The following is a 17,722-nucleotide window of genomic DNA, read 5'->3' as shown; positions in this document are numbered from 1 at the left end:
GTTCAGCCCTCGCCCGAAGCGGGAACCGGGTCCGGCTCCCGCAGCCGCACGCCCCGTCCGCCGGCGGTGCTGGCCATGCCCTCGCCGATCAAGACGATGCCCGCCCCTTCCAGGGCGCGCACCAGCTTCATGAGCGAATCCACATTGCCGCGGATGACGCCGGCGCTGGCCTCCATCCGCTGGATGGTGGGCACCGACAGCCGGGACAGCGCGGCCAGATCCCGCTGGTCCATGCCCAGGAGCGCCCGGGCGGCACGCAATTGCGCGGCAGTCATCATGTCGGTCCGCAGACCTCAGGATCTCAGATGGCGGTGCTCATCTTGCTGCCAGACATTATCAGATTTCAAGTGGCTAGTGATGTTTAAAACATCACCTCAAGCGGCCCGCCCGGCCTTGAGGCGCAGCAGGCTGGCGCCGCTGCCCACAAGGGCGAAGCCCGCTCCCAGCCCCAGCGCCAGGATCGATCCGGAGTGGCCCGCCAGCGCGAAACACAAGGCCACCAAAGCCGCCCCGATGGTCTGCCCCATGAGGCGGGAGGTGGCCACCATGCCGCTGGCGCTGCCGCTGCGCCCCGGCGGGGCGCTGGACATGATGGCGCGGATGTTGGGCGACTGGAAAAAGCCGAACCCGGCCCCGCAGATGCCCATCCGCCAGACGATGTCGGCGACGCTGGGATCGGCCGGCAGGGTGGCCAGCAGGGCCATGCCCAGTCCCAGCGTGATCAGGCCGATGCCGCCCAGCAGACCCACCGGATAGCGATCGGACAGCCGCCCCGCGACGGGGGCCATCACCGCCACCACGATGGACCAGGGCGTCATCAGCAGGCCGGTATCCACCGCCGATCGTCCCAGCACCTCCTGGAAGTAGAACGGCAGCGCCACGAAGGCGAGACCCTGGGTGGCGAACGAACAGACCGAGGTGGCCGCCGACAGCGCAAACATGGGCCGGCGGAACAGGTCCAGCGGCAGCATGGGCGCAGGATGCCCCGCCTGCCGGCGGATCAGGATGAAGGCCAGAACCGCCGCCGCCGCCAGCTCCAGCGCCACGGTCAAAGGATGCGCCCAGTGCGCCCCCTCGCCAATGGCCAGGATCAGCAGCGCGAACGCCCCCGCCACCAGCGTGCCGCCCACCAGATCGAACCGATGCTCGGCGCGCGGGGTCTTGGGCATGGTGCGCAGGGCGATGGCGATCGCCACCACGCCGCACGGCACATTGATGGCGAACAGCCACGGCCAGTGGGCCACCGACAGCACGGCGGACGCCACCGTCGGGCCAAGGGCGAAGGCCACCCCAACCGCCAAAGCGGTGCGCCCGATCCCCTGCCCGAGCAGGTTTTTGGGATAGACGTGCCGGACGATGGCGGCGTTCACGCTCATGATGCCGCTGGCGCCCACCCCTTGCAGCATGCGCGCCGCCATCAGGCTCGGCAGCGACCACGCCAGCGCGCAGGCGAGCGAGGCCACGGTGAACAGGATCAGGCCGCCCAGATAGACCCGCTCATGGCCGATGGATTCCCCAAGGGAGGCAAACGGCAGCAGCGTTGCCACCATGGCCAGTTGATAGACGTTCACGATCCACACCGCATTGGCCGCGTCCGTGAGCAGGTCGCGGGCGATGGTGGGCAAGGCGGTGTTGGCAATGGCGGTGTCCAGCGAGGCCATCACCACGGCGATGGTGGTGGTGGCCACCACCCAGCGGCGCTGGGTCAGCGGCACGCCGCCCAGAGCGGCGGAAGGATCGGCCGGAGGGGGAGCTGCGGTCATCGGGGCAATGTCTCCGGCGGGATCCGCCGTGGGGGCAAGAGTCTCCAGCACGTTCCGTTTTCACCGCCGCGTCAGGCGCTTGTCCGACACGGCGGGGAATGGATCGCTGACCATGAAAGTGCGACATCTTGTATGGCAAGCGCGATCGCCTGCCTATCCGGCCCCACGGCAGAGGGGTGGCCGTCAGTCATGCGATATTGCATACCGCGTCTTATTGGACGTGCTTCCGTCTCTCGCGAGGTTTCCCCATGGACGATACCGACGCCCCCCGCCCGCTGTACGACACCGGCCTTGCGATCCGCAAAGAGGTCATCGGCGCCGCTTATGTGGAGAAGGCGCTGGCCAATGCGGACGACTTCTCCCGTCCGCTGCAGGACATGGTCACCGAATATTGCTGGGGCAACATCTGGGGCCGGCCGGGGCTGGACCGCAAAACCCGCAGCCTGCTCAATATCGCCATGCTTTCGGCGCTCAACCGCGGCCACGAGTTGAAGCTGCATGTGCGCGGCGCCCTGACCAACGGCGCCACCCGCGAGGAAATCCGCGAGGTCATCCTGCAGGTGGGGGTGTATTGCGGCGTGCCGGTGGCGCTCGAAACCTCGCGCATCGCCCAGGAAGCGTTCCGCGAGTTGGATGCCCCCGCGCCCTGAGGCTTACGCCGCATCCTCCCGATCGGCGGCCGACGGCGGCCGGCGACGGCGCACCGCATCGCCCGCCTCAGGGTCGAGGCGCAGCACATCCAGCAGGCCCAGCAGCGCCATCAGCCCCATGATGGCGAAGGCGATGTGGAAATCCACCAGCGGCATGGACGCGTCGCCGGCGGGGTGGAGCATTGCCGCCAGCCGCAGGGCCACGGCCCCGCAGGCGACGCCCATGCCCATGGCCATGGTCTGCACCATGTTCAGCAAGGTATTGGCGCCGCCCATGCGGGCTTCCGGCACCTCGGCGAAGGCGAGCGTGTTGAGAGCGGTGAACTGCATGGAGCGGAACAGCCCGCCCACGAACAGCGCCACCGCGATCACCACCACCGGCGTCTGCGGCGTCAGCAGCGCGCAGGCGAACAGGGACAGCGCGTTCAGCAAGCCGTTGACCAGCAACGTGGTCCGGAAGCTGAACCGCCGCAGGATCGCGGTGGTGAACGGCTTCATGGCCACATTGCCGGCGAACACCGCCAGCACCAGCAGGCCGGACTGGAACGGATCGAGGCCGAAGCCGATCTGGAACATCAAAGGCAGCAGAAACGGCACCGCCCCGATGGCGAGGCGAAACAGCGAGCCGCCATAGATGGTGACGGCAAACGCCCGCACCCGCAGCGCCCACAGGTCCACCAGAGGATAGGCCCGGCGCCGCGCATGGCGCACCGCCGCCACGCCGAGACCGAGGCTCGCCAGCATCCAGGCCGCGGCCATGCCCCAGTCGCTGTCCCCACGGCTGATGAGGTCGAGGCCGTACATCAGCGCAAAACAGGCGGCGCCCGACAGCGCGAAGCCCGGCCAGTCGAACGGGCGCGCCTCCCCGCTGCGCCCCGCCGTCACCAGCTTCAGCGCCAGGACGAAGGCGATGAGGCCCAGCGGCACGTTGAGCAGGAAGATCCAGTGCCAGGAGGCATAGGTGGTGATGAAGCCGCCGATGGGCGGCCCCAGGATCGGCGCCACCAGGCCCGGCCAGGTGATGGTAGCGATGGCGCGGATGAGATCATGCTTGGGAGTGGCGCGCAGCACCACCAGCCGCCCCACCGGCACCATCATCGCCCCGCCTGCCCCCTGCAGGATGCGCGCGGCGATGAAGACATCCAGGCTCTGGCTCAAGCCGCACAGGATGGAGGCCAGGGTGAAGATCATCACCGCGCTGGAGAACACCCGCCGGGCGCCGAAGCGGTCCGCCACCCAGCCGCTGGCGGGGATGAGCACCGCCAGGGTCAGCACATAGGCCGACACCCCCACATTCATGCTGACCGGATCGACCCCGAACGAGGCCGCCATCTGCGGCAGCGCCGTAACGATGACGGTGCCGTCCAGATTCTCCATGAAGAACGCGCCCGCCACCAGCAATGCGATGGCCGAACTGCGGGAGGGACGCGCGATCACGGGCGCCATCCCCCATGAGGCGGATGGCGGCGCCGGGGCGCATCGGAGACTGAGCAGCGGGGATGGGACATGCAGTGGGCGAACCGGCAGTATACCTACAACCTGCCATGACACGGGTGAGCTTTGGTTTCAACCGAAGTGAAAACGCCCCGGGACGGTGGCGACACCCATCGCCCTCAGCCTGATGGACCAAACCTCAGCCCATGACGCCGCATCAAACCGCCGTGAAGAAGCCCTCCGAGGCCGACAGTGGCGGGGCCGCCGCCAGGGTGGCAATGTCGGGCACGGGGCGGGCGGTGCGGACATCGCCCGCCAGATGGGCCTCCAGGGCGCGGGCCACCCGCAGCACCAATTCGTCACCACCACGGGGACCGATGATCTGGAGGCCGAACGGCATGCCGTTGTCATCCAGGCCCACCGGCAGCGACAGCGCCGGATGGCCGACCAGGGTCGCCGCATAGGCCAGCGCGAGCCAGTGGAAATAGGTCTGGGTCGGCTTGCCGTCGATCTCCACCGGATAAAGCTCCCGCCAGGGGCGCGGCGAGACGGTGACCGCAGGCGCCAGCAGCACGTCATATTCCGCGAAGAAGGCCTGCCAGCGCCGGTAGATGGTGCTCTGGGTCTCCAGGGCATCGGCCACATCGAGCGCGGAATAGGACAGGCCCTCCACCACGTTGGCCGCCACGTTGGGCCCGACCAGATGCGGCGTCGCCTCCCGATGCCGGCGGTGGTGGCCGAGGAAGCTCACCGCCCGCAGCACCCCGAACGCCCGGTCGGTGCCGCTGCAATCGGGGGCATCATCATCGGCGCGGGCGAATCCGCCCCGGAACAGGCCGGTCTTTTCGCCAAAGGCTCGCGCCACCAGGGCCTCGGTGGGGGCAAATCCCAGGTCCGGCGACAGCGCCACCCGCAATGCTGAGAGATCCAGCGGCCGCAGCTTGGCGAAGGCCGCCCCCGGCGCGGCCGGCGCGCCGGGCACGGTGGGATTGGCGGGATCGCGGGCATCGGGCGTCGCCATCACCTGCAGCATGAGCGCCACGTCATCCACCGTGCGCCCCATGGGGCCGGAGATGCTCAGCGGCAGCCAGCCCATGGCCCGGTTGGCGGTGGGCACCAGCCCGGCACTGGCGCGGAAGCCCACCACGCCGCAATAGGCGGCGGGGTTGCGCAGCGAGCCGCCCATGTCCGATCCACTGGCCAGCGCCACCATCCCGCAGGCGAGCGCGGCCCCCGATCCGCCGGAAGACCCGGCCGCGGTCTTGCTGGTGTCGAACGGATTGCCGGTAGCGCCATAGACCGCATTGTGGGTATTGGCGCCGGCGCTCCATTCCGGATTGTTGGTCTTGCCCACCGGAATGGCGCCGGCCCCGCGCAGGCCGGCCACCAGGGCATCGTCCGCCGCCGGCACATTGTCCTTGTAGATCAGGCTGCCATAGGTGGTGGGCAGGCCGGCCACATCGTTCATGTCCTTGATGCCGGTGGGCAGGCCATGCAGCGGGCCGAGGGTCGCCCCGCGCCGCACCGCCGCTTCCGCCTCGCGGGCCGCCGCGCGGGCGCCGTCGAAATCGCGAGCCACCATGGCATTGACCGCGCCATCCACCGCTTCGATGCGGGCGATGCAGCTCTCCATCAGTTCCACCGGAGAGAGGGCGCCAGAACCGATGAGCGCACGGGCCTCCGTCGCTGACAGGTCACAAGGTTCGGTCATGAAATGCTCCTGCCGCGCGGGCCAAGGGTGGGGTCCAGGTGACGGTATGCGCAGCCGGCGCTTCTGGGAAGCAACCCAGGCACGCAAGCGCCATGCTTGCGCTTGTTGCCCTCACCAGCCGATCAGGCGTTGGGCGATATAGCTCGCGATCATGGAGGCCACGAGGGCGATCACGATCTTGCCGCCCAGCCCCATGCGCAGGCTGCGCTTCAGGTTCAGTTGCCGCGCCGCCTCGGCAATCGCCTCCTCGGGCGAGCGCCACACCGCAACGCCCGGCGGGGCGATCATCAGATTTTCCGGCTGGTCGAAATCCTCCAGCATGTGGCCATCCTGATCGCGCAGCCCGTCGGGGCCATGGACGCCGCCGACCCGCTCCTTGAGTGCCCGCACATCATTGGACCACAGGAACACCGGCAGGCCGCGCGCTTCGGCAAAGCCGATCTCCCAGGCGGTGCCGGGGTCCATATGGGTGCCGCGGAACGGCGAGATATTGGCCACCACCGCATCCACCCGCGCGATGCCGGCCTGACAGCGCTGGCGGATCACCGTGGCGCTGTCGTCCGGCGCGCCGCCGTCCAGCGGATAGAGGCCCTCCAGCCCATGGGCCGCGCACAGCGCCTGCAGGCGAAGCCCCTCCGCCACCGCATCCGGGCGGAACACCTCGGGACCTGCCAGATAGACCCGCGCCACGTCACTCTCCCCCACGCCAGCTGAAACATGCCCTTCTTGCGCAACCTGCGATCGCGACGCAACCGCACGCAAGCTTTAACGCTGCCGCACAGGGAACCTTAAGGCTCAGCTTGCGTTCCCTCTGCAGAATACCAACGGAGCCCAAAGACCATGAGCCGCAACGTCCTCTACGCCATCATCGCCCTTCTGCTCGTGGGTGGCGGCGCCTTCGCCTATCAGGCCTACCAGGCCAAGCAGGAGAAGGACCATTCGCTGCAGATCCAGATGGGTCCGAAAGGCATCAAGGTCGATCCGCCCAAGCAGTGAACGCGGCCCATCGCGTAAGGCGCACCGCTTCAGCCCAGCAGGGCTGTGGCGGTGCCGGCCACGATGGCTGCTTCTTCTCGTGACGTGAGGCCGGGCACCGCAGCCAGGCTCGCCAGCGGCGTCTCGTCGCCCATGTCGAACGGCGCGTCGGTGCCCAGACAGACGTGATCCGGCCCCACCAGATCGATCAGGAAGCGCAGCGCCTGCGGGTCGAACAGCAGCGTGTCGAAATAGAGCTGCTTCAGCAGATCCTTGGGCGATGAGGCGGTGAGTGACCGCGCCTCGTCCCGCACGGCGTGGCCATGCACCAGCCGGCCGATCTGGTAGGGCGCATAGCCCCCGCCATGGGCCGCCAGGATCTTCAGCCCGGCCAATTCATCCAGCGCCCCCGAGAAGATCAGATTGGCGATGGACACCGCCGTATCGGCGGGGTTGCCGGCGAGATTGGTGAGGTAATAGCTCTCCAGCCCAGCCTTCGAGCCCACATAATAGGGATGGATGAACACCAGCACGTCGAGGTCCCGCGCCCGTCTCAGGAACGGTTGAAAGCGCGGATCGGCCAGTTGCACGCCCTCGATGGTGGTGCCGATTTCCACCGCCTTGAAGCCATGGGTGGAAACCGCCCGCTCCAGTTCCGCGATCGCCAGCTCGGGATGCTGCATGGGCACGCTGGCCATGCCGCGCAGCCGCTGCGGGGCGCTCGCCACCATCTCGGCGATGCCGTCATTCACCAGCCGAGCGGCCTTGGCCGCCAGTTCGGCTTCGGCCCAGTAATAGAACATGGGCGGGGCGGTGGAGACGATGGACATGTCCAGCCCCTTGCGGTCCATCACCGCCAGCTTGGCCGCCGGATCCACGAACTCATCGAACAAGGGATAGGCATAGCCCTGGTCGTGCACCATGCGCCGGCTGGCCCCATGGCCCTCGATGCGCGCGGCAAATCCCTTCGGATCAGCGGCGATGGCATCGACGATGCGGGGCGGGATCACGTGGCTGTGGATGTCGATATGCATGATGGGGAACGCCTCTCCTTCACGCCGCTCCAGGCGTTGAGCGGGATGGAAACGACCGCGCCGCGCGCGGGACGGGCCAGGGGTCAGGGCAAAGCACGCAGCACCGTGTCAGCCGCACCCTGCTCCGCCACCGCCCGCACCCGCTCGGCGGTGCCGCGCAGATGCGCATCCAGCACCGCCCGCGCCCGCGGCAGGTCGCGAGCTTCGCAGGCCTGGAGCAACTCCCAATGCTGGCGCTGCGGCGTGTCATAGCCTTCCGTATCCACCCAGATGCGCACGTAGCGGTCCACGTTCTGCCGCAGCAGGTCGATCTGGCCGATCAGCCGCGGCCAGCCGCAGGCGCCGTTGAGGATGGCGTGAAACTGCTGGTTGAGATCGCGCCAGCGCGGGCGCTCGTCGGGGTCATCCATTCGGAGGAGGATGCCGCGCATGCGCCGCAGGTCGTCCGCCGTGAGCGCCGAAATGGCGCGGGTGAGGGCCAGATCCTCCAGCGCCAGGCGCATGGCGAACAGCTCTTCCACGTCCGCGGCATCCAGATGCGACACCGCGGTGCCCCGAAACGGGTAGCAGGTGACGAAGCCCTCCGCCTCCAGCACCTTGAGCGCCTCGCGCACCGGCATGCGGCTGCATCCCAAATCGGCGGCGATGCGGTCCGGCTCCAGGCGCGCGCCGGGCGCCAACCGACCATCGGCGATGGCGCCGCGCAGCACCGAGAGCACCGCGTCCTTGCGGCTGACGATGCTGCCGATCAGTTCCTTGTCCTGCTCGGTGAGGGCCATTCCCCCATCTCCCCGCTCCCGCACCACCGCCGGGCTGCCGGCGATATATCGGATACGATAGCGGTGAATAGCATGCGGTCCAGTCAAAAGACCGGGCAGCAGCTGGCGCGTCTTTGGGCAAGGAGTGGTCGCCGGCCTCAAGGGCGCGGCCGGCGGCGATGGCGGGGCGGCGGCGGCTCAGGCCGCCATCCAGCCGCCATCCACCATCAGATTGACGCCGGTGACGAAGCTGGCGTCGTCGCTGGCCAGATAGAGCGCGGCGCGGGCCACGTCGTCCGGGGCGCCGAAGCGCGGCCAGGGGGTGCGGCGGCGCGCGCGGTCCAGCACCTCCGGGTCGGCCAGCCGGCCGCCTTGGCCGGTGACGATCTTGCCCGGCGCCACCGCATTGCAGACGATGCCGAGCTTGGCATAGTCCGCCGCGATCTGCCGGGTCATGTACGCGATGCCGGCTTTGGTGGTGCCATAGGCCAGATCACCGGGCGCGGCGATCATGCCGTGCTGCGAGGACAGATTGACGATGCGCCCGCGCACCTCGCCCTTCAGCTCCTGCCGCATCATCTGCGCTACCGCCGCCTTGCAGGACAAGAAGACGCCGGTGAGATTGACGTCCAGCACCCGTTTCCATTCCGCCTCGTCCAGTTCCAGCAGCGGGCGGGGATGACGGATGCAGGCATTGTTGACGATGATATCGAGGCTGCCGAAGGCCTCAGCGGCGCGGGCCACCAGCGCCTCTACCTGGGCGGCGTCGGCCACGTCGGTCTGCTGAAACAGTGCGGTTCCGCCGTCCTGCGTGATCGCCTCAACGGTGGGCATGCCGCCTTCGATCACCGTTTGCGTCACATCGGCCACCACCACCCGCGCCCCATGGGACGCAAACAGGCGGGCGATGGCCCGGCCGATGCCTGAGGCCGCGCCGGTGACGATGGCAACGCGCCCATCCAGGCGCCGGGCATCGGGAGGAAGCATCAGGAGACACCCATGCGGGAGAGGAACAGATCGCGATGGCCATCGAACCAGCGCAGATAATCATCAAGGGCAGTTTCAAGGTCGTAGCGGGGCACGAAGGGCGTGTCGGCGTGGAGCCGGGCGCAGTCCATGGGCGCGCGGTCATAATCCCCGTAGAGGGCGATCGCCTCCGCGCCCTCACCCCAGCCCCAGGCAAAGCCGGGCCGGCGCGCGGCGAGGCCGGCGCAGAAATCCTCCAGCGTCCACAGGAAGCCGGCGGCCAGATTGTAGATGGGATGGGGCAGCGCGGGCGTGTCCAGCAAAGCGAGGATGCCGGCGGCGCCGTCGCGGCCATAGAGAAAGTCGCGGCGGTGCGGGCGCGGCAGCAACACGCTCTGGCCGCGCATGGCCCGCAGCATCACCTGCAGCGGCGCGCTGGGGGTATCGCGGGCCGATGTGGCGTATTCCCAGGGGCCGAAGCAGGTGCCCAAGCGGCCCACCACCAGATCCAAGCAGTGCAAGGTCGCAAGGCGCAGCGCGGTGGCCTCGCCTGCCTGCTTGCTGATGCCGTAGAGCCCTTCCGGGCGCAGCGGCGTCTCGTCTTCCCGCAGCACGTCGGCATCGCGCCCGCTGGCGCCATAGACCGAGCCGGAGCTGACATGGACCATGCGCCGCACGCCCGCGGCCCGCGACGCCTCAATGGCGGCGATGGTGCCGCCCACATTCACCTCGAACACCTGCGCCGGTGCGCGCCGCTCGCGGGCGGCATCGGCGGTGATGGCGGCCAGATGCACCAGCCGGTCGGCACCGCTGTCGCGCAGCGCCGCGGCCAGGGATGCGGCATCACGCACATCACCGGCGCAGGTTTCGAACCGGCCCGGCAGCTGGGCGAACGCATGGCGGGCGACCTCGGGGGGAGGAAGAAGGTCAAACCCGACCACGCGCTCGCCCCGCGCCAGCAGGGCCTCGCAGAGTGCGAGACCCATGAAGCCGGAGGCGCCGGTGACGAAGACCGCCATCGGCTCAGCCAAGGTCTTGGAACAGCGATCCCCAGCCGACCACCCGCTTAGGATCGACGCCGGTCATCTTCAGGCTCTTCCACACCGAGGTGGCGATGGTGTCGTAGATCGGGATGCCATGGTCGGCTTCCAGCTTCGCCACCAGCGGCGCGGCGCGCAGATTGGTGCAGATGACGGCGATGGCGTCCGGCTTCTCAGCGGCCACTTCGCCGGTCATGCTGGTCAGTTGCTCAGCGGTGACGTCGGAGAAGGAGAAATTGTCCTGCAGGCGCAGATGCCGGTCGCCCCGGCAGGCGTGACCGAGCGCGGCGTAATTGGCGACGATGCGCTCCTGCACCGCATCGAGATACGGCGTCACATAGCCCAGGCTCTTCACCTTCTTGGCAGCCAGGATCTCGTTCAGCGCCAGCATGGAGGTGTTGGCGGGAATGCCGGTGGCGGCGGTGATGCGCTCGCACAGCCGCTCGTCCGCGTCAAAGCCCAACCAGCCCGACGAGGTGCCGTTCCAGGAGATGACGCCCACCTTGGCGTGGGCGAGCAGCTCTGCGGCGCGCAGGATTTCGCTGTCGTCAAACTGCTTCAGGGCCTGATCGGACAAGGCGATCTCGGTCACCTTGAAGCGGCCGAAATGCATGGAGACTTCCGGCAGGCCGGCCACCATGGCCTGGGTCACCGGCTCCAGTACGGTGTTGGACGACGGCGTGAGCATGCCGATGAGAACGCGATCACTCATGACAGATCCGAAGGTTCAGCTGTGGGAGGCCGCCGCGCCGGCCGGGCGCAGCAGATCGAGGATATGGCGCTTCACATCGTTGAAGCGCGGGGAGGTGATGTCGCGCGGGCGCGGCAGGTCCAGCGGGATGATCTCCGCAATCCGCCCCGGCCGGGCCGACATGACCGCCACATGGGTGCCCAGCGTCAGCGCCTCGTCGATGCCATGGGTGACGAAGACGATGGTGCCCTTGTGGTGCTGCCAGATGCGCACCAGCTCATTCTGCATCTCCATACGGGTCTGCTCGTCCAGCGCGCCGAACGGCTCGTCCATGAGGATGACGCCGGGGTTCATGAGCAGGGCCCGGGCGATGCCCACCCGCTGGTTCATGCCGCCGGAGAGTTCGGCGGGGAAATGGTTCTCGAAGCCGGTTAGGCCGACCATGTCGATATAGATCTGGGCCTTTTCCCGCCGCTCGCCCTTCTGGGCGCCGCGCATCTTGAGATGGAAGGCCACATTCTCCCACACCGGCAGCCAGGGCATGAGATTGGCCTGCTGGAACACCACGCCGCGATCAGCGCCGGGGGCTTCCACCACTTGCCCGTCCACCTTCACCGTGCCGGTGGAGGGCTTGTCGAAGCCGGCGATCATGTTCAGCAAGGTGGACTTGCCGCAGCCGGACGGCCCCAGTAGGCATAGGAACTCATTGCGCTGGACGGAGATGTCCACGCGGCTCAGCGCGGTGACGTCGGTCTTGCGCTTGGCGTCCTTGAAGATCTTGGAGACGCCGGAAATCTCGATGGTCGCCATGGCTCAGCCCTCCGAACCGTGAAGGGTGGTGCCCTGCTGCCAGCGCAAGGCGCGGGCCGAGACAAGACGCAGCAACAGGTCGCTCAGATAGCCCAGCAGGCCGATGGAGGCCATGGCGGCCAGCACGATGTCGTAGCGCAGGAAATAATAGCTATCCCACAGCACGTAGCCGACGCCGCTCTTCACCGCCACCATCTCCGCGGTAACCGTGAGCATCCAGGCCGAGCCGATGCCGATGCGCAGGCCGGCGAAGATGGACGGCAGCGCCGCCGGCAGGACGATGTAGCGCAGCAGCTGATGCTGGCCGCCGCCCACCATGGCGCCGGCGCGGATCAGGTTGCGGTCGCAGGTCTTCACCCCATGGATGGTGTTGAGCAGAATGGGGAAGAAGGCGCCCAAAAACACCAGGAAGATCGCCGGCTTGTCGGCAATGCCGAACCAGATGATGGCGAGGGGAATCCACGACACCGGCGGGATCGGCCGCAGCATCTGCAAGGTGGGTTCGATGGTGATTTCGATGAAGCGGGACCAGCCGATGGCCACCCCCAGCGTCACCGCCAGAACCGTGGCGATGGCGAAACCGGCGGCCACGCGCCAGGTGCTCGCCATCACATCGAAGATCCAGTGTCCGGCATAAGACTGCGTATTGCCGTCAATGTCGAACACCCAGTCGAGCCAGGCCCACGCCACGGTGGACGGAGCCGGCAGCAGCGCCGGCGGCAGGGCGCCGGAGCGGGAGAACATCTCCCACCCGGCCAAAATGAGCACCGGAACAATGAACCGTTCCGGCCGCCCGAACCGCAGCAGCGATGCCATGATGCCCTCAGTATCCCAGTTCGGTCTTCGGCTTGCCGGTAGCGGCTTCCAGGAAGCGATAGTCCATGTTCTTTTCCACCAGGCCGGAGACGTCGTTGGTGATGTACTTGAGCTCCTTCATCATCGTGGCGATGGCAACAGCCTCTTTCCGGTACATCTTGTAGTCCGGCACCAGATTGTTGATCGCACCCTCAGCAATGGCCTTATCCAGGCCTGTGACCTTGGTGATGACGGACACCCACAGCGGCTTGTCGGCGGCGATCTTGTTGTCGATGTCGACGATGGCCTTCACTGTCACTTCCAGGCCCTTGGCATTGGCAGCAACCACGTCGGAGCGGGTCAGCATCAGATTGGTCAGATTGCCGGCGGCCTGATCGTAGGGATAGGTGAACAGCTTGGCGGCCTTGGCCTGGACAATCTGGGTGGCGAAGGGCTCCACGGTGCAGATCAGCTCCACCTCTCCCCGACGCAGCGCCTGGATATGGTCCGAGGGGTTGGGGATGTTGATGAACTGGACGTCCTTGTTGACGTCGATGCCCTGCTTGGCGAAAGCGCCGCGCATGTGGATGTCCTGGGCATTGCCACGGGAGGCGGCGACGCGGAACGGCTTGCCCTCGGCCTTGTACTTGGCGATCAGCGCCTTCAGCCCGGCCCAGTCATTCTCAGCCACCGGCAGGTCGTTCTGGATGACGATCTGCGAGCCGCCTTCCACCTGGCCGGAGATGGCCACCACGTCGAAGCCCTTATCCAAAGCAGTGGCGTAGTGGAGATAGGTCACCTGCGCCACGTCGATGCTCTTGGAGAGCAGAGCAGTGAGCACATCATTGCCCGTATTGAAGCCGATGGCCTCCACCTTCGCGCCCTTGGCATATTCCGGCACCAGGGTCAGCGGGGTGCAATGGGCGCACTTGGCATAGCCGAGCTTGATGGTGGGCTCGCTCTGGGCCTGCGCCAGAGAGACCGTGCCGGCCGCGACGGCCAGGGCGACGGCGATGCGGGATAGAAAACGCTTCATTTGGGTTCCCCTGCAAGGTCGCCCGACCGGCCGCCTTCTGGCGAGGACACGGTCCGCGGCACGAGTGATATCGCGATTCGTATTCGGTATGCGATTTTTGTTTTATTGATTATTTTCAATGATATAATACGAGAAAGTTTGATAGCAAAGCTGCTTTTGTGGGCAAGGAAATCCGAAAAATGCCGGAAATTGAGGCGGACACCGCCCTCGCCCCCGCCAAAAAGCCTAGAGTTCGGGCACGCATGCGGTTCAAGCCGGCACGGCTGAAGCTCTCGGCCCAGGATGCCACCCGCCCGTTGCAGACCGCCTCCCTCCATGACCAGTTGGTGGCCCGCCTGCGGGAGATGGTGTTGGATGGCGAATTGCGGCCGGGCAGCCCGCTGCCGGAGCGCATGTTGTGCGAGACCTTCGGGGTCTCCCGCACGCCGCTGCGCGAAGCCTTCAAGGTGCTGTCCACCGAAGGCCTGATCGAATTGCGCCCGCACCGCACGCCGGTGGTCACGCCGGTGGATGCGGACGAGATCGCCGCCGTGTTCCAGATGATGGAGGCCCTGGACCATCTGGCCGGGCGCTTGGCCTGCGCCAAGGTCGAGCCGCAGGATCTCGCCCGTCTCGACGCCATGCATACGCGCCTGGTGCACTTCCACCAGCACGAGCAGCGGCCGGACTATTTCCGCCAGAACCAGGAGATCCATGCGGAGATCACCCGGCTGGCGGGCAATCCGGTGCTGCTGGCCACCTGGACCGCCATGAGCGCCAAGATCTACCGCGCCCGCGCCCAGGCCAATTACGACCATTCGCGCTGGGATGCCTCGCTGGCCGAGCACGAGGCCTTCATGGCTTTGCTGCGGGCGCGCGACGCCGAGGGCTTTGCGGCCTCTTTGGCCGATCACGCCCGGCGCACCGGCGTGGCGGTTCTCGCCACCCTCTCCGCCCTGACTTGAGAGCCTGATGACGATGCCGGATGCCGTTGCTTCCACTGCCCCCGAACCGTGCGACCTCCTGGTGCGGGCGCGGGCCGCCTTCGTCATGGATGCGGACGGGACCGTCCTGAGCGACGTGGCGCTTGCGGTGCGCGCCGGCCGCATTGCCGCCATCGGCCCAGCCGACGAGATGGCCCGGCGGTTTGCCCCGGCGCGCACCCTCGGCTCCGCCCATCATTTGCTACTGCCGGGGCTCGTCAACACCCACAACCACACCCCCATCATGGTGGTGCGCGGCATGGTGGAGGATGTGGGCTTTGCCCCGGCCTACACCCCCGGCGTCCCCCAGGGCGACATGCTGTCGGAGGAGGAAGCGTACCTGCTGTCCCGGCTCGGGCTCTATGAGATGCTGCGCTTCGGCTCCACCACGGTGGTGGATTTCTATCGTCATCCCGAGGCCCTGGCGAAAGCGGCGCAGGAGATCGGCCTGCGCAGCTTCATCGGCGGCCGCATCCTGGATGCGGACACCGCCGCGCTCGCTCGCCGCGAATGGCGCAGCGATCCGGCCCAGGGCGAGGCCACCTTGCGGGAGGCCACCGACTTCATCTCGGCCTGGCAGGGCCGCTCTCCTCTGATCACGCCGGTGATCGGCCCCCACGCGCCGGACACCTGCTCGCCTGCCCTGCTGCGGCAGGTGGCGCAGATGGCCGAAGCGCAGGACCTCATCGTCCACACCCATTTGCACCAGTCGCCCATGGAGGTGGAGATCGTCCAGGCGCGCGACGGTCTGCGCCCAGTGGAGCTGATGCAGGAGGTGGGGCTCCTGAACCGGCGCACCATCGCCGGCCACTGCATTCACATGACTGAGGCCGACATCGCCCGCTTCGGCGCCGCCGGGGCGGCAGTGGCGCATATTCCGGTGGGCAACGCCGCCCATGGCTCGGTGGCGCCGATCCGGGCGCTGGAACAGGCGGGCGCGCGCATCACGCTCGCCACCGACACCAAGTCCGGCGACATGTTCGCCGCCATGCACATGGCGCTGGCGGGCACGCGCATCCGCGGCGCGGGCTTCGCAGTGAAATCCCATGACGTGATGCGTTGGGCGACGGTCGGCGGCGCCAGCGCGTTGGGCATCGCCCACGAGGTCAGCACTTTGCGGGAAGGCTCCAAAGCCGATCTCGTCCTGCTGGACGGGCGGGCGCCCAACCTTGCCCCGCTGATCGATGGGCCGGGCCTCATCGTCCACAGCGCGCAGGGCGGCAATGTGGATGCGGTGGTGGTGAACGGCACCGTGCTGCTGGAACGCGGTCGCCCCACGACGTTTGATGGCGACGACGTGGTCGCCGCCGCTCAAGCGGTGGCGCGGCGGCTGTGGGAGCGGGCCGGTCACACCCCACGCATCGCGGATGCGGTGGCGCACGCCCACTGACCGGAGGGCGTGACGGCCGCGCCATCGCTGGCGCCCGACCCGAGGGCTCCTAGCTGGAGCCGAGTTGCCGGGCCATCCGCTCTTCCGCCGCCGCCACCTCGGGGGTGAGCGCGTCGCCGAAATCGGCGGCCTCGAACAGCGGGCGAATCTCGATCTCGCTGGGCCCGGGCATGGGATTGGGGCAGCGCCGCACCCATGCCACTGCCTCGTCCATGTCCTTCACCTGCCATAGCCAGAAGCCGGCGAGCAGTTCCCGTGTCTCAGTGAACGGCCCGTCCATCACCGTGCGGTTGACACCCTCGAAGGCCACCCGCTTGCCCTTCGAAGACGGGTGCAGCCCGTCTCCGCCCAGGAGGATGCCAGCCCGGAGCAGTTCCTCATTGTACTTGGTCATGGCTTCCAGCATCGCCGTCGAGGGCATCTTGCCGGCTTCGCTGTCGGGGGTGGCCTTCACCAGAACCATCACGCGCATTCGTTGTCCTCCTTCACAGCCAAGGCAAACTCGGCTTCCGAAGACAAGACGAACCCCCTCGCCGCCTGCCGACACGCGCGCGCGATTTCTCTCCCGATGAGCAGCGTTCACGGCTTGCCGCCTCTGGTGGCGGATCCACCATCAAAGGCGCGCTGTCGGCGCGGACGTCGTCCGACTCGTCAGCCCGCCACGCGGGCCGGCCCGGTGCCGGCGCCGATGGCGTCGATGGCGGCGGCGATTTCGGCGAGGTCCGAGGCCGACAGCTCCAGCTTGGCGGCATCCAGCCAGCCGTCCACCTGTTCGGGGCTGCGCGCGCCGACGATGGCGCCAGAGACGCCAGGCCACGCCAGGGTCCAGGCCACCGCCACCGCAGCCACCGAGGTGCCGTGGCGCTGGGCGATCGGGGCGAGGGCCGCCGCCAGTTTCAGGTTCCGCTGCAACTTGTCGCCGGTATATTCCGCATTGCGCGAGCGCCAGTCGTCCGCCGGCAGGGCGGCCGCCCGTTCGGCGGTGAAGCGCCCGGTCAGCAGGCCCGACTGCATGGGGCTATAGACGATGACCCCAGTGCCGTGGGCATGGCACCAGGCGATCTCCGCCGTGCCCGCATCGCGCCGGATCGCCGAGAACGGCGGCTGCAGCGTATCCACATGGCCAAGGGCCTCGGCCGCTTCCAACTGCGCCACATTATGGTTGGACAGGCCGATGGCGCGGACCTTGCCGTCGCGCTTCAGGTCAAGGAAGGCCTGCCAATACTCCTCGATGGCGGAGCCGTCCTGGCTGGGCCAATGCATCTGGTAGAGATCGATCCGCTCCACCCCGAGCCGCTTCAGCGAGGCGTCCACCTCGCGCTTGATGCTGTCGGCCTTGCCCACGCGGGCCGGCGGGGCGGTGCGGTCAGCCTCGTTCCAGATCAGGCCGGCCTTGGTGAACACATAGGGCCGCTCGCCGGCGGGCATGTCCGCCAGGGCCTGGCGCACCACCTCTTCGGAATGGCCGAGGCCATAGACCGCCGCGGTGTCGATCCAATTGATGCCGCGGCCGATGGCGTGGCGGATGGCGGAGACCGACGCGCTGTCGTCCTGCGCCCCCCAACCCGCCGCCCAATCGGGACCGCCGATGGCCCAGGCGCCGAAGCCGACGCGGGTGATCTGCATGTCGGTGCGGCCAAGCGGGCGGGTGGGAAGGGCGGTAGGGGCTGCGGTCATGGCTGAAATCCTGTCGGGCTCAGGGGAGGC

19 protein-coding genes are annotated in these 17,722 nt (G+C 67.9%); 4 read left to right on the top strand and 15 right to left on the bottom strand.

What is annotated here, in order from left to right:
* Nucleotides 1-2: 2 nt before the first annotated feature.
* Both AAG816_RS15870 and AAG816_RS15865 read right to left on the bottom strand, forming a co-directional pair.
* Nucleotides 3-278: a helix-turn-helix transcriptional regulator gene (locus AAG816_RS15870; RefSeq protein WP_341990630.1), complete on the bottom strand. Its 276-nt coding sequence runs from the start codon at nucleotides 276-278 to the stop codon at nucleotides 3-5.
* 96 nt (nucleotides 279-374) lie between these two features.
* Complete coding sequence (locus AAG816_RS15865) at nucleotides 375-1,763, bottom strand: MFS transporter (protein WP_341990629.1); 1,389 nt, start codon at nucleotides 1,761-1,763, stop codon at nucleotides 375-377.
* Nucleotides 1,764-2,011: 248 nt separating this feature from the next.
* On the opposite strand from AAG816_RS15865, the gene AAG816_RS15860 reads away from it, so the two are divergent.
* Nucleotides 2,012-2,413 (top strand): carboxymuconolactone decarboxylase family protein, encoded by a 402-nt coding sequence (locus AAG816_RS15860; protein WP_341990628.1) that lies wholly within the window; start codon nucleotides 2,012-2,014, stop codon nucleotides 2,411-2,413.
* Between the two features lie 3 nt (nucleotides 2,414-2,416).
* Here AAG816_RS15860 and AAG816_RS15855 read toward each other — a convergent pair whose 3' ends face one another.
* From AAG816_RS15855 to AAG816_RS15845, 3 genes are all read right to left on the bottom strand, one after another.
* Nucleotides 2,417-3,850, bottom strand: a complete 1,434-nt coding sequence (locus AAG816_RS15855) for an MFS transporter (RefSeq protein WP_341990627.1) — start codon at nucleotides 3,848-3,850, stop codon at nucleotides 2,417-2,419.
* A 214-nt stretch (nucleotides 3,851-4,064) separates the two neighbouring features.
* Entirely contained in the window at nucleotides 4,065-5,558 is a 1,494-nt protein-coding gene (locus AAG816_RS15850) for an amidase family protein (protein WP_341990626.1), read from the bottom strand.
* Between the two features lie 111 nt (nucleotides 5,559-5,669).
* Entirely contained in the window at nucleotides 5,670-6,248 is a 579-nt protein-coding gene (locus tag AAG816_RS15845; RefSeq protein WP_341990625.1) for a nucleoside 2-deoxyribosyltransferase, read from the bottom strand.
* A 150-nt stretch (nucleotides 6,249-6,398) separates the two neighbouring features.
* On the opposite strand from AAG816_RS15845, the gene AAG816_RS15840 reads away from it, so the two are divergent.
* Nucleotides 6,399-6,554 (top strand): hypothetical protein, encoded by a 156-nt coding sequence (locus AAG816_RS15840; RefSeq protein ID WP_341990624.1) that lies wholly within the window; start codon nucleotides 6,399-6,401, stop codon nucleotides 6,552-6,554.
* 29 nt (nucleotides 6,555-6,583) lie between these two features.
* On the opposite strand, the gene AAG816_RS15835 is transcribed toward AAG816_RS15840, so the two are convergent.
* The 8 genes from AAG816_RS15835 to AAG816_RS15800 form a co-directional block, all read right to left on the bottom strand.
* Nucleotides 6,584-7,567, bottom strand: a complete 984-nt coding sequence (locus AAG816_RS15835) for an amidohydrolase family protein (RefSeq protein ID WP_341990623.1) — start codon at nucleotides 7,565-7,567, stop codon at nucleotides 6,584-6,586.
* A gap of 83 nt (nucleotides 7,568-7,650) precedes the next feature.
* The gene (locus AAG816_RS15830; RefSeq protein WP_341990622.1) at nucleotides 7,651-8,346 is read right to left on the bottom strand and encodes a GntR family transcriptional regulator; all 696 of its coding nucleotides are present in this window, start codon (nucleotides 8,344-8,346) and stop codon (nucleotides 7,651-7,653) included.
* Between the two features lie 177 nt (nucleotides 8,347-8,523).
* Nucleotides 8,524-9,312: an SDR family oxidoreductase gene (locus AAG816_RS15825; RefSeq protein WP_341990621.1), complete on the bottom strand. Its 789-nt coding sequence runs from the start codon at nucleotides 9,310-9,312 to the stop codon at nucleotides 8,524-8,526.
* Entirely contained in the window at nucleotides 9,312-10,310 is a 999-nt protein-coding gene (locus AAG816_RS15820; protein WP_341990620.1) for an NAD(P)-dependent oxidoreductase, read from the bottom strand. The genes AAG816_RS15825 and AAG816_RS15820 overlap by 1 nt, the downstream gene beginning before the upstream one ends.
* 4 nt (nucleotides 10,311-10,314) lie before the next feature.
* Nucleotides 10,315-11,043 carry an Asp/Glu/hydantoin racemase gene (locus AAG816_RS15815; RefSeq protein ID WP_341990619.1) on the bottom strand — a complete coding sequence of 243 codons (729 nt, stop codon included), beginning with the start codon at nucleotides 11,041-11,043 and terminating at the stop codon, nucleotides 10,315-10,317.
* A gap of 15 nt (nucleotides 11,044-11,058) precedes the next feature.
* Nucleotides 11,059-11,832: an ABC transporter ATP-binding protein gene (locus tag AAG816_RS15810; RefSeq protein WP_341990618.1), complete on the bottom strand. Its 774-nt coding sequence runs from the start codon at nucleotides 11,830-11,832 to the stop codon at nucleotides 11,059-11,061.
* Between the two features lie 3 nt (nucleotides 11,833-11,835).
* Nucleotides 11,836-12,648 (bottom strand): ABC transporter permease, encoded by an 813-nt coding sequence (locus AAG816_RS15805; protein WP_341990617.1) that lies wholly within the window; start codon nucleotides 12,646-12,648, stop codon nucleotides 11,836-11,838.
* Nucleotides 12,649-12,655: 7 nt separating this feature from the next.
* Nucleotides 12,656-13,663, bottom strand: a complete 1,008-nt coding sequence (locus tag AAG816_RS15800; protein WP_341990616.1) for an ABC transporter substrate-binding protein — start codon at nucleotides 13,661-13,663, stop codon at nucleotides 12,656-12,658.
* Between the two features lie 179 nt (nucleotides 13,664-13,842).
* On the opposite strand from AAG816_RS15800, the gene AAG816_RS15795 reads away from it, so the two are divergent.
* Nucleotides 13,843-14,607, top strand: a complete 765-nt coding sequence (locus tag AAG816_RS15795; protein ID WP_341990615.1) for a GntR family transcriptional regulator — start codon at nucleotides 13,843-13,845, stop codon at nucleotides 14,605-14,607.
* A gap of 7 nt (nucleotides 14,608-14,614) precedes the next feature.
* Entirely contained in the window at nucleotides 14,615-16,015 is a 1,401-nt protein-coding gene (locus AAG816_RS15790; protein WP_341990614.1) for an amidohydrolase family protein, read from the top strand.
* 49 nt (nucleotides 16,016-16,064) lie between these two features.
* On the opposite strand, the gene AAG816_RS15785 is transcribed toward AAG816_RS15790, so the two are convergent.
* Both AAG816_RS15785 and AAG816_RS15780 read right to left on the bottom strand, forming a co-directional pair.
* Complete coding sequence (locus AAG816_RS15785; protein ID WP_341990613.1) at nucleotides 16,065-16,487, bottom strand: YciI family protein; 423 nt, start codon at nucleotides 16,485-16,487, stop codon at nucleotides 16,065-16,067.
* Nucleotides 16,488-16,666: 179 nt separating this feature from the next.
* On the bottom strand, nucleotides 16,667-17,692 hold the full coding sequence (locus tag AAG816_RS15780; RefSeq protein ID WP_341990612.1) for an aldo/keto reductase: 1,026 nt from the start codon (nucleotides 17,690-17,692) through the stop codon (nucleotides 16,667-16,669).
* Nucleotides 17,693-17,722 lie beyond the last annotated feature (30 nt).

The organism is Azorhizobium sp. AG788, from assembly GCF_943371865.1.
Classification (GTDB): Bacteria; Pseudomonadota; Alphaproteobacteria; order Rhizobiales; family Xanthobacteraceae; genus Azorhizobium.
This window is presented reverse-complemented; position numbering and strand designations above follow the sequence as displayed.